The organism is Micromonospora jinlongensis, assembly GCF_013410645.1.
GTDB lineage: Bacteria > Actinomycetota > Actinomycetes > Mycobacteriales > Micromonosporaceae > Micromonospora > Micromonospora zamorensis.
In genome coordinates this window covers 4693083-4704368 of record NZ_JACCHK010000001.1, presented here as the reverse complement: position 1 = coordinate 4704368, position 11286 = coordinate 4693083, and the positions used below count along the sequence as shown (strand labels likewise).

Below are 11286 nucleotides of genomic sequence, written 5' to 3'. Positions count from 1 at the left end.
TCACACCTCCCTGGAGTCCGAGCCGGCAACGATGTTGGCCGGCTCCCGCTCGGCGACCACGCGCGTGATGCGCGGGCTCGGTGGTACCTGAAGATCCATCGGTGGCAGCGGGAAGCTCCCGTACGGCCGGTTGTCGACCTGTTCCTGAGCCGTCGGCTTCGGCTGCGGCCGGCGGCTGGGCCAGAACAGCGTGGCGATCAGCAGCAGGCCGGCGGGGATGCCGACCGCGATCACCTTGCCGCGGGTGTCCCAGTCCTCGATGGAGCGCAGGCCCGACAGGACCAGGATCCAGACCAGGTTGATCGGCAGCAGCACCTTCCAACCGAGGCGCATGAACTGGTCGTAGCGCAGTCGGGGCAGCGTGCCGCGCAGCCAGACGAAGACGAAGACCAGCGCGATCACCTTGCCGAAGAACCACAGCATCGGCCACCAACCGGAGTTGGCGCCCTCCCAGATGGTGATCGGCCAGGGCGCCCGCCAGCCACCGAGGAACAGCGTGGTGGTGACCGCGGACATGGTCACCATCGCGACGTACTCGCTGAGCATGAAGAGCGCGAACTTCAGCGAGCTGTATTCCGTCATGAAGCCGGCGACCAGCTCGGACTCGGCCTCGGGCAGGTCGAACGGCGCCCGGTTGGTCTCACCCACGGTGGCGATGAAGAAGATGATGAAGCTGGGCAGCAGCAGGATCGCGTACCAGCCCGGCGCCGGGATCTCGGTGCCGAAGATGGTCAGCCGCGTGGCGTCGCCCTGGGCGGCGACGATCCCGCTGGTGCTCATCGTGCCGGCGGTCATGAAGACCGCCACGATGCTCAGGCCCATGGCGACCTCGTAGGAGATCATCTGGGCGCTCGACCGCAGACCACCGAGCAGCGGGTACGTCGAGCCGGAGGCCCAACCACCCAGCACGATGCCGTAGACGCCCATCGACGAGCAGGCCAGCAGCAGCAGCACCGCCACCGGCACGTCGGTGACCTGCAACGGCGTGTGGTGGCCGAAGATGCTCACCATCGGGCCGAAGGGCACCACCGACAGCGCGGTGACCGCACAGATCACCGAGATCGTCGGGGCGAAGAAGTAGACGACCTTGTCGGCCGCCTTCGGCAGGATGTCCTCCTTGAAGGCCATCTTCAGGCCGTCGGCGAGGGTCTGCAGCAGGCCGAACGGGCCGACCTGGTTGGGGCCGGGCCGCACCTGCATGTAGCCGACCACGCGCCGCTCGAACCAGACACCGAGCAGGGTGGCCAGCAGACCGAAGGCGAACGCAAAGACGATCTTGCCGAGAACCAGCCACCACGGATCCCGGCCGAAGTCGGCCAACGTCGGATCCTGGGCCAGGACGATCGGACTCACTGGTTACCCCCGGAGTTGAGGAGCGGACCCGGGAGACCGGTCTCGTCGGCCGCCACACGCCCGGCCGGAACGACCGCGCTCGGTGCGGGAACGGAGATCCGGACGACAGTGCCGGACGTCGCCCCGAGGCTGCGTCGCACGGTCGAGCCGGGTGAGTTGGTCGGCAGCCAGACCACGCCGTCCGGCATTTCGGTGAGCTCCGCCGGCAGGGTCAACGCCCCCCGGTCGGTGCCGACCGTGACCGCGTCGCCGTCGGCGACACCGAGTGCCTCGGCGGTGCCCTTACCCAGCCGGACCACCGGCGGGCGGGCGGTGCCGGCGAGGTTCTCGTCGCCTTCGGTCAGGCTGCCGAGGTCCACCAGTTGGTGCCAGGTGGCCAGCACGGCCTCCCCGGCACCCGGGTGCGGCACCCGGCCCGGCGCCACCGACGGTGCGGACGGCCGGGACGTACGCGTCGCCGGCAGCGTGCCCAGCTCACGACGCACGCTCGGCACATCCGCCGTGCCGAGCCGCACGTCGAGCAGCGCGGCCAGCGCGTCGAGCACCCGACCGTCGGTCATCGCGGCGGTGTTCAGCACGGCCTCGAACGGGCGCAGCCGCCCCTCCCAGTCCAGGAAGCTGCCGGCCTTCTCGACCACCGGGGCGACCGGCAGCACCACGTTCGCCCGGCGGGTCACCGCGCTGGCGCGCAGCTCCAGACTGACCAGGAACGGCACCGCGTCCAGGGCGGCCTCGGCCAGTCGCGGGTCGGCCAGGTCGGCCGGGTCGACGCCGCCGACGACCAGCGCGCCGAGCTGCCCGTTGGCCGCCGCGGTGAGGATGCCGTCGGTGTCCCGCCCGGCCTGGCTCGGGATCACCCCGGCCGGGATGTCCCACGCCTCACCCAGCTCGGCGCGGGCGGCCGGCTCGGTGACCAGCCGTCCACCGGGGAGCAGGTTGGGCAGGCAGCCCGCGTCAACCGCACCGCGGTCACCCGCGCGCCGCGGCACCCACACCAGCTTCGCGCCGGTACGCCGCGCCACGTCCGCCGCGGCGGAGAGCCCGCCCGGCACAGTGGCCAGTCGCTCGCCGACGATCAGGATCGCGCCCGGTGCGCTGAGCGCCTCGGTGACCGTGGCGTGCTCGGCGAGCACGCTGGCCTCCTCGCCCGGCACGACCCGGGCCAGCTTGGCACCGAGCTTCTCCAGGCCGCGGGTGGCGAACGGCGCCAGCGCGTACACCGTCAGGGTCTTCTTCAGGTACGCCTTACGCAGCCGCAGGAAGAGGATCGGGCACTCCTCCTCCGGCTCCAGGCCGACCAGCACCACCGCCGGCGCGTTCTCCACGTCGGTGTAGGTGACGTCGGTGACCCCGGCGACCGAGCTGGCCAGGAAGTCGGCCTCCTCGCGGGAGACCGGCCGGGCCCGGAAGTCGATGTCGTTGGTGTTCAGGGCGACCCGCGCGAACTTCGCGTACGCGTACGCGTCCTCGACGGTCAGCCGGCCGCCGGTGAGCACCGCCGTGCCCTGCCCGCTCTCCCGAGCAGTGTGCAGGCCCTCGGCGGCCACGGTGAGCGCCTCGCTCCAGGACGCCTCGCGCAGCTCACCGGTGTGCTCGTCGCGGACCAGCGGGGTGGTCAGCCGGTCGGCGGCCCGGGTGTACTGGAAACCCCACCGGCCCTTGTCGCAGTTCCACTCCTCGTTGACCTGCGGCTCGTCGCCGGCCAGCCGGCGCAGCACCTTGCCGCGCCGCCAGTCGGTGCGCTGCCCGCAGCCGGCCGAGCAGTGCTCGCAGACGCTCGGGCTGGACACCAGGTCGAACGGGCGGGCCCGGAAGCGGTACTGCGCACCGGTCAGCGCGCCCACCGGGCAGATCTGCACGGTGTTGCCGGAGAAGTAGGAGTTGAACGGGACGTCACCGGCGTCGCCCTCTTCGCCGTACGCGTCGTCCCGGTAGATGTTGATCTCCTCGGCGGACGACCGGCCCATCAGGTCGATGAACTTGTCGCCGGCGATCTCCTCGGAGAACCGGGTGCACCGCTGACAGAGCACGCACCGCTCGCGGTCCAGCAGCACCTGGCTGCTGATCGCCATCGGCTTCTCGTACTCCCGCTTGTGCTCGTGGAAGCGCGAGTCGGTGCGGCCGGTGGACATCGCCTGGTTCTGGAGCGGGCACTCACCGCCCTTGTCACACATCGGGCAGTCCAGCGGGTGGTTGAGCAGCAGCAGCTCCATCACCCCCTCCTGCGCCTTCTTGGCCACCGGGGAGGTGATCTGCGTACGCACGACCATGCCGTCGGCGACGGTCTGGGTGCAGGAGGCCACCGGCTTGCGCTGGCCCTCCACCTCGACCAGGCACTGCCGGCACGCGCCGGCCGGGGCCAGCAGCGGGTGGTCGCAGAACCGGGGGATCTCGGTGCCCATCTGCTCGGCGACCCGGATCAGCAACGTCCCCTTGGGGGCGGTGACCTCGACGCCGTCGATGGTGAGCGTGACGGTCTCGGTCTGCTTTGCTACGTCGGTCATTAGTGGGCTCCCACCAGCTGCTTGTCCGACAGCTTCGGCGCGGTACGTCCCTCGATGTAGTCGAGGTAGTCCTGCTTGAAGTACTTCAGTGACGAGGTCACCGAGCTGGTGGCGCCGTCACCCAGGCCGCAGAACGAGCGGCCGAGGATGTTGTCGCAGGTGTCCAGCAGGGTGTCCAGGTCCTCATGGGTGCCCTGACCTGCGAGGATCCGCCGGTAGACCCGAACCATCCAGTAGTTGCCCTCGCGGCACGGGGTGCACTTGCCGCACGACTCGTGGTGGTAGAACTCCAGCCACCGGTACGTCGCGTAGACCGGGCAGTCCTGGTCGGAGAAGATCTGGGTGGCCGTGGTGCCCAGGATCGAGCCGGCCGCCGCCACCCCCTCGAAGTCCAGTGGCACGTCCAGGTGCTCGGCGGCGAGCAGCGGCGTCGACGAGCCGCCCGGGGTCCAGAACCGCAGGTTGTGACCGGGCTGCATCCCGCCGGCCAGCTCCAGCAGCTCGCGCAGCGTGACACCCATCGAGCACTCGTACTGGCCGGGGTTGACGATCCGACCGGACAGTGAGTAGATCATCGGCCCGGAGGACTTCTCGGTGCCCATGCTCTTCCACCAGTCGGCCCCACCGAGCACGATCGGCGGCACGCTGGCGATGGTGCCGACGTTGTTCACCACCGTCGGGCTCGCGTACAGACCGTGGGTGGCCGGGAACGGCGGACGCAGCCGGGGCTGCCCCCGGAAGCCCTCCAGCGAGTCCAGCAGCGCCGTCTCCTCGCCGCAGATGTACGCCCCGGCGCCGGAGTGCACCACCAGCTCCAGGTCGTAACCGCTGCGCAGGATGTTCCGGCCGAGGTAGCCCTTGTCGTACGCCTCCTGGACCGCGTTGCGCAGCCGACGCGCGGCGTGCACCGCCTCGCCCCGGATGTAGATGTAGGCGCGGTTGGCCCGGATCGCGTACGACGCGATGATCACGCCCTCGACCAGCGCGTGCGGGTCGTGGGTCATCAGCGGCAGGTCCTTGCAGGTGCCCGGCTCGCCCTCGTCGGCGTTGACCACCAGGTAGTGCGGCTTGCCGTCGCCCTGCGGGATGAAGCCCCACTTGAGACCGGTGGGGAAGCCGGCGCCACCCCGGCCGCGCAGCCCCGAGTCCTTGATCAGCTGGATCAGGTCGTCCGGGTGGGCCTTGAGCGCCTTGCGCAGTGCGGCGTAGCCGTCCAGTTGCTCGTAGGTGCCGATACGCCAGGCGTCCGGCGACAGCCAGCGCTTGGTCAGCACCGGCGTCAGCTTGGCCACGGTCTCCGGGCGGGGAGTGGTCACTTCTGGGCCCCCGTTTCGTTCGCGTCCGCCGGTCCGGCGCCGTCGGCGTCCGTGCCAGCCTTCGCTTCGGTGAGGTTGCGCTCCTGCGCCCCGGCGTCGTCGCCGGCGGGCTTGCCGTCACCGGCCGGCGCGTTGGCCGCCACACCGGCGGCTTCGGCCGACCGTGCGTCGCCAGCCTCGGGCGCGGTGCCGGTGCCGTCCGTGGGGACCTTGGTGCCAGGGGCGTCCGGCACCGCCGTGCCCGCGTCCGGCTGCCGGGTCTCCGCGGTACGCACCTGCGGCGACTTGTCGTCCGGTGCCTTGACGTCCCGGGTGGTGCTGCCGCTGGCGGCTGCCGGCTTCGCCGACTCGCCGACCCCGGCCGCCCCCGTCGGGGCGGACGCCCCGTCGCCACCCTTGACCGGTGCCGCGCTGGCCTCGACGGGCGCCGGCTTGGCGGCCTCCGCCTTCGCCTTCGCCTCAGCGGCGGCCTTGTCGGCCTCGGCCTTGCTGCGGATCGGGGTGCTCGGGTCGAAGCCCGGCACCGAGACGCCGTGCTCCTGCGCCAGCCGCAGCCCGCGCAGGGTGGGCTCGCCCGGCCCACCGTCGGCGACCGCGCCCTCGCGCTCGTCGGCGAAACCGGCGAGCTGCACCGCCATTTCCTTGAGGGTGCAGAGCCGGGCACCGCGGGTCGGCATCGGCCGCCCGCCCGCCCGCAGCTCGTCGACGACACCGACCGCGGTGGACGCGTCCACGCCGTCGAAGAAGTCGTAGTTGACCGTCATCACCGGGCCGTAGTCGCACGCCGCCAGGCACTCGGCGTGCTCCAGCGTGATCGTGCCGTCGGCGGTCGTCTCGTCGTGCCCGACGCCCAGGTGCTCGGAGAGGGTGTCGTAGACCTCCTGGCCACCGAGCACGTTGCACATGGTGTTGGTGCAGACGCTGACCAGGAAATCACCGGTCGGCTTGCGCTTGTACATCGTGTAGAAGGTCGCCACCGCGCCGACCTGGGCCTTGTTCAGCCCCAGAACCTCGGCGCAGAACGCGACCCCGGCCGGGGAGACGTACCCCTCCTCGGCCTGCACCAGGTGCAGCAGCGGCAGCAACGCCGAGCGGGACCGGTCCGCCGGGTAGCGGGCGATGATCTCGCGCGCCCGCTCCCGGGTCTCGTCAGTGAAAGTCGTCATCGGTCACAACCACCCATCACGGGGTCCAACGAGGCACCGCCGGCGATCACGTCGGCGATCAGACCGCCCTCGGCCATCGCCGGGAGGGCCTGGAGGTTGACGAAGCTGGGCTCGCGGTAGTGCACCCGGTACGGCCGGGTGCCACCGTCGGAGACCGCGTGCACGCCCAACTCGCCCCGGGGAGCCTCGATGGCGACGTACACCTGGCCCGGCGGAACCCGGAAGCCCTCGGTCACCAGCTTGAAGTGGTGGATCAGCGACTCCATCGACTGACCCATGATCTTCGCGACGTGCTCCAGCGAGTTGCCCATGCCGTCCACGCCGATGGCCAGCTGCGCCGGCCAGGCGATCTTGCGGTCGGCGACCATCACCGGGCCCGGGCGGAGCCGGTCCAGGGCCTGCTCGACCAGCTTCATCGACTCCCGGATCTCGGCGAGCCGGACCTGGTAGCGGCCCCACACGTCACCGTCGGGGTGGGTCGGCACGTCGAACTCGTACGTCTCGTAACCGCAGTACGGCATGGTCTTGCGCAGGTCCCAGGCGAGACCCGCGGAGCGCAGCACCGGCCCGGTGATGCCGAGGGCCACGCAGCCGGTCACGTCCAGCACCGCGACGTTCTTCGTCCGCTCGGTCCAGATCGGTTGGCCGGAGAGCAGGTCCTCGTACTCCTTGAGCTTCTTCGGCATCATCTTGAGGAACTCGCGGATCTTGACGACGGCCTCGTCCGGCACGTCCTGCGCCACACCGCCCGGCCGGACGTACGCGTGGTTCATCCGCAGACCGGTGATGGTCTCGAAGATGTCGAGGATGTACTCCCGCTCGCGGAAGCCGTACAGCATGATCGAGATCGCGCCCAGCTCCATGCCTGTGGTGGCCAGCCAGACCAGGTGCGACGAGATCCGGTTGAGCTCCATCATCAGCACGCGGATGGTGGTGGCCCGCTCGGTGATGTCGTCGGTGATGCCCAGCAGCTTCTCGACGGCCAGGGCGTACGCCGTCTCGTTGAAGATCGGGGCGAGGTAGTCCATCCGGGTCACGAACGTCGAGCCCTGAACCCAGTTGCGGTATTCGAGGTTCTTCTCGATGCCGGTGTGCAGGTAGCCGACGACGGACCGGGCCTCGCGGACCGTCTCGCCCTCCAGCTCCAGGATCAGCCGCAGCACCCCGTGCGTGGACGGGTGCTGCGGACCCATGTTGACGACGATCCGCTCGTCGTTGATCGGGTCGGTGCCCGAGACGATGGTGTCCCAGTCCCCACCGGTGACGGTGAAGACCCGACCCTCGTCGGTCTCGCGCTCGCTGGCGTAGTTCGACGTCGTCACAGTGCCGGCCCTCCGATCGCGACTGCGGGGCTCCGCTCCGCTGCACTCCTCGCGCTCACTGGTACGACCTCCGCTCGTTCGGCGGCTGGATCTCCGCGCCCTTGTACTCGACGGGGACGCCGCCGAGCGGGTAGTCCTTGCGCTGCGGGTGGCCCTCCCAGTCGTCCGGCATGAGGATCCGGGTCAGGTTGGGGTGGCCGTCGAAGACGATGCCGAACATGTCGTACGCCTCGCGCTCCTGCCAGTCCGCCGTCGGGTAGATGGCGGTCACGCTGGGCAGGTGCGGGGCCTCGACGGAGACCGCGGCCTCCAGCCGGACCCGCCGGCGGTACGTCATCGAGGTGAGCAGGTAGACCACGTGCAGCCGACGTTCGTCGGCGCCCAGGTAGTCCACGCCGGACACCGACGAGCACAGCTCGAACCGCAGCGCCAGGTCGTCGCGCATCACCTGGCAGACCTCGGCGATCCGTTCCGGGCGGATGTGCAGGGTCAGCTCACCCCGGTCGACCACGACCTTCTCGACCGCGTCGCCGAAGGCCGGGTACGCCTCCTCCAACGCGTCGCGGACCTCGTCGAAGTAGCCCCCGTACGGCCGGGACGCCTCCTCGATGGGCTGGCGCTGGCGGACCAGGCCGCCGTAGCCGGACACGTCGCCGGTGCCCTGGTTGCCGAACATCCCGCGCCCGGCCGGGCTGGCCGGCGGGTACTCGGCCGGGGCGGTGCTGCTGGCGCCGACCGGCGTCACCGGGACCGGCACTCCGCCGTCGTTGGGCTTGTCCGTGGGTGAGGTCATTTGGGGCCTGCCTGCGGGTGGAGGTGGTTCTGAGCGTTCATCCAGTTCTCGATCCGCAACTGCTCCTCGCGGCCCTCGCGGACCGCCCGGGTCCACTCGGCACGCCGGGCCTTGTCGCTGCGGTACGAGGAGGGCATGGAGCCGTAGGGCACGACCGGAACGTCGCCGCGCTCCTGGCGGGCAGCCAGCATCTTGCGGCCGTTCGGGCCCAGCGGCTCATACATGATCTTCTCGCGGAGCTTGAGGATCGCGTCGATGAGCATCTCCGGCCGGGGCGGGCAGCCCGGCAGGTACATGTCGACCGGCACCACGTGGTCGACGCCCTGCACGATCGCGTAGTTGTTGAACATGCCGCCGCTGCTGGCGCAGACGCCCATCGAGAGCACCCAGCGGGGCTCGGCCATCTGGTCGTAGATCTGGCGCAGAACCGGGGCCATCTTCTGACTCACCCGGCCGGCCACGATCATCAGGTCGGCCTGCCGGGGCGACGCCCGGAAGACCTCCATGCCCCAGCGGCCCATGTCGTAGTGCGGACCACCGGCTGCCATCATCTCGATGGCGCAGCAGGCCAGGCCGAAGGTAGCGCCCCACACGGACGACTTCCGGGACCAGTTGACCAGCTTCTCCACCGAGGTGAGCAGGACGCCGGCGGGAAGCTTCTCCTCGATGCCCATCTGACGTTCCTTCCTCAGTCCCAGTCCAGGCCGCCGCGCCGCCACACGTAGGCGTACGCAACGAAGACCGCGACGATGAACAGGACCATCTCCACGAAGCCGAAGATCGGCAGAGCGTCGAACGAGACCGCCCAGGGGTAGAGGAAGATGATCTCGATGTCGAAGACGATGAAGAGCATCGCCGTCAGGTAGAACTTGATCGGGAACCGGCCGCCGCCGACCGGCTGTGGGCTGGGCTCGATGCCGCACTCGTAAGCCTCGAGTTTGGCTTTGTTGTAGCGACGGGGACCCGCGAAGCGGGCGGCGCCGACGGAAAACAGCGAGAACGCCGCGGCGAGGGCGAACAGCCCGATGATCGGTGCGTAAGGCGAGAGCGACATCGTTTTCTCCTGCTCGTCCTTCCCTGCCCTCGGTGCTTGACGAAAATCACACTATTCACGTCCCTCGCAGTGGCAGTCGGCGGGGGTCGATCTTTGTCGGCGTCGGGGCTGTGACCAGCACCGATGCCGTCCTACTTATACGGCTGGAGCTGCCTTCGTCATCGCGTTGATGACCCGGTCCATCGCATCCCCGCCACGCGGGTCGGTCAGGTTGGCCAACAGCTTGAGGACGAAACGCATCAGCGTCGGGTGCGGCATGCCGTGTTTGGTGGCGATCCGCATGATCTCCGGGCGGCCGATCAGTTTCACGAAGATGCCGCCCAACCGGTAGTAACCGCCGAGTCGGGCCTTCAGCTCGTTCGGGTACGCCATCAGCGCCCGCTCCCGCTCCGGGCCGGCCGGCCGGGCCAGAGCCTGGACGATGGCCTCCGCGGCCAGTTCGCCGGACTCCATCGCGTACGCGATGCCTTCGCCGTTGAACGGGTTGACCATGCCGCCCGAGTCACCGACCAGCAGCACGCCACGGGTGTAGTGCGGCACCCGGTTGAAGCCCATCGGCAGCGCGGCGCCGAGGATCGGGCCGTCGGCGTTGGTCTCGTCGGTCATCCCCCAGTCCTCGGGGGTGTTGGCGAGCCAGTCGGTGAGCAGCCGGCGGTAGTTGGTCTTGCCGAACGCCGAGGAGGAGTTGAGCACGCCGAGACCGACGTTGACCCGACCGTCGCCCAGGCCGAAGATCCAGCCGTACCCGGGCAGCAGGTTGTCGCCGCTGTCCTTGCTGCGCAACTCCAGCCAGGACTCCAGGTAGTTGTCGTCGTGCTTGGCCGGCGAGCGGTAATAGCGGCGGACGGCCACGCCGATCGGCCGGTCCTCCCGCTTGGCCAGCCCGAGCGCGAGCGGGAAGCGGCCGGAGACCCCGTCCGCCGCGACGACCAGCGGGGCGTGGAAGGTGGTCGGCTCCTTGCCCGGCCCGACCTCAGCCTCGACGCCGGTGACCCGGCCGTCGCCGTCGAGCACCGGGCCCAGCACGTTGACGTTGGTCCGCAGCTTGGCGCCGGCGGCCACCGCCTGCCGTGCGAGCAGGTCGTCGAAGTCGAGTCTCGTACGCACGAGGCCGTAGTTGGGGAAGCTCGCCAGCTCCGGCCAGTCCAGTTCCAGGCGCACCCCGCCACCGATGACCCGCAGGCCGCGGTTGTGCAGCCAGCCCGCCTCGGGCGAGGTGTCCACACCCATCCGGATGAGCTGACGGACGGCGCGCGGGGTCAACCCGTCGCCGCAGACCTTCTCCCGCGGGAACTCGGTCTTCTCCAACAACAGCACCCGTACGCCGTGCCGGGCCAGGTGGTACGCAGTAGCTGATCCACCGGGACCGGCGCCCACGACAATGACGTCGGCGTCGTGTTCCACCGGGGTCATTCGCGCCTCCTCCCGCACGCTCGTGAAATGCTTCACAAGCCAGACGGGACGAGTGTATGACCGGCGTCATACCAGCGCAGGATCAGGGGTACCTAACTCGCCGATGTGACAGTCCCCGACCGTCCACAGCAGTCAGGTGTCAGGCCGAGCTGGAGGCGTCCAGCCCCGCATCGACCCGGATTGCCTCCGGCAGATGCTCACGGAGCGCGCCACCCGCCGCCCGGTCCAGTGCCGCCAACACCTCGGCGACCACCTGCCGGACCTCCACCGGGTCGGCCCCTGCCAGATCGCGCAACTGCGCGATGAGTTCGGCCGCGTCGTCGTCGGTGGCGGCCACCGGGTCCGCCGGGTCTCCTCCGGTCATG

The 11286-nt window shown here is 70.1% G+C and carries 10 protein-coding genes; all 10 read right to left on the bottom strand.

The window, feature by feature from the left end; all coding sequences use genetic code 11:
* The 10 genes from nuoH to HNR22_RS20970 all read right to left on the bottom strand — a co-directional run bounded on the left by nuoH (window position 1) and on the right by HNR22_RS20970 (window position 11285).
* Window positions 1–1353, bottom strand: coding sequence for an NADH-quinone oxidoreductase subunit NuoH (gene nuoH, locus HNR22_RS21015; protein ID WP_179781776.1), 1353 nt, complete (start codon window positions 1351–1353; stop codon window positions 1–3).
* Entirely contained in the window at window positions 1350–3857 is a 2508-nt protein-coding gene (locus tag HNR22_RS21010) for an NADH-quinone oxidoreductase subunit G (protein ID WP_179781775.1), read from the bottom strand. The genes nuoH and HNR22_RS21010 overlap by 4 nt, the downstream gene beginning before the upstream one ends.
* The gene (gene nuoF / locus HNR22_RS21005; protein WP_099849910.1) at window positions 3857–5173 is read right to left on the bottom strand and encodes an NADH-quinone oxidoreductase subunit NuoF; all 1317 of its coding nucleotides are present in this window, start codon (window positions 5171–5173) and stop codon (window positions 3857–3859) included. Before nuoF ends, HNR22_RS21010 begins: the two co-directional genes overlap by 1 nt.
* Window positions 5170–6339 carry an NADH-quinone oxidoreductase subunit NuoE gene (gene nuoE, locus HNR22_RS21000; protein WP_179781774.1) on the bottom strand — a complete coding sequence of 390 codons (1170 nt, stop codon included), beginning with the start codon at window positions 6337–6339 and terminating at the stop codon, window positions 5170–5172. The genes nuoF and nuoE overlap by 4 nt, the downstream gene beginning before the upstream one ends.
* Complete coding sequence (locus HNR22_RS20995) at window positions 6336–7661, bottom strand: NADH-quinone oxidoreductase subunit D (RefSeq protein ID WP_179781773.1); 1326 nt, start codon at window positions 7659–7661, stop codon at window positions 6336–6338. Before HNR22_RS20995 ends, nuoE begins: the two co-directional genes overlap by 4 nt.
* Window positions 7662–7716: 55 nt before the next feature.
* Window positions 7717–8454 (bottom strand): NADH-quinone oxidoreductase subunit C, encoded by a 738-nt coding sequence (locus HNR22_RS20990; protein ID WP_179781772.1) that lies wholly within the window; start codon window positions 8452–8454, stop codon window positions 7717–7719.
* Complete coding sequence (locus HNR22_RS20985) at window positions 8451–9128, bottom strand: NuoB/complex I 20 kDa subunit family protein (protein WP_030486262.1); 678 nt, start codon at window positions 9126–9128, stop codon at window positions 8451–8453. The genes HNR22_RS20990 and HNR22_RS20985 overlap by 4 nt, the downstream gene beginning before the upstream one ends.
* Before the next feature lie 14 nt (window positions 9129–9142).
* The gene (locus HNR22_RS20980) at window positions 9143–9508 is read right to left on the bottom strand and encodes an NADH-quinone oxidoreductase subunit A (protein WP_007454588.1); all 366 of its coding nucleotides are present in this window, start codon (window positions 9506–9508) and stop codon (window positions 9143–9145) included.
* Between the two features lie 135 nt (window positions 9509–9643).
* Entirely contained in the window at window positions 9644–10921 is a 1278-nt protein-coding gene (locus HNR22_RS20975) for a geranylgeranyl reductase family protein (protein ID WP_088951125.1), read from the bottom strand.
* Window positions 10922–11060: 139 nt separating this feature from the next.
* The gene (locus tag HNR22_RS20970) at window positions 11061–11285 is read right to left on the bottom strand and encodes a hypothetical protein (RefSeq protein WP_179781771.1); all 225 of its coding nucleotides are present in this window, start codon (window positions 11283–11285) and stop codon (window positions 11061–11063) included.
* Window position 11286: the final 1 nt, after the last annotated feature.

Bases quoted from the DNA above. Each gene is read 5' to 3' on its own strand.
- HNR22_RS20970 (WP_179781771.1), bottom strand. From the start codon at position 11,285: ATGACCGGAGGAGACCCGGCGGACCCGGTGGCCGCCACCGACGACGAC.
- HNR22_RS20975 (WP_088951125.1), bottom strand. From the start codon at position 10,921: ATGACCCCGGTGGAACACGACGCCGACGTCATTGTCGTGGGCGCCGGT.
- HNR22_RS20980 (WP_007454588.1), bottom strand. From the start codon at position 9,508: ATGTCGCTCTCGCCTTACGCACCGATCATCGGGCTGTTCGCCCTCGCC.
- HNR22_RS20990 (WP_179781772.1), bottom strand. From the start codon at position 8,454: ATGACCTCACCCACGGACAAGCCCAACGACGGCGGAGTGCCGGTCCCG.
- HNR22_RS21010 (WP_179781775.1), bottom strand. From the start codon at position 3,857: ATGACCGACGTAGCAAAGCAGACCGAGACCGTCACGCTCACCATCGAC.
- HNR22_RS20985 (WP_030486262.1), bottom strand. From the start codon at position 9,128: ATGGGCATCGAGGAGAAGCTTCCCGCCGGCGTCCTGCTCACCTCGGTG.
- nuoE (WP_179781774.1), bottom strand. From the start codon at position 6,339: ATGACGACTTTCACTGACGAGACCCGGGAGCGGGCGCGCGAGATCATC.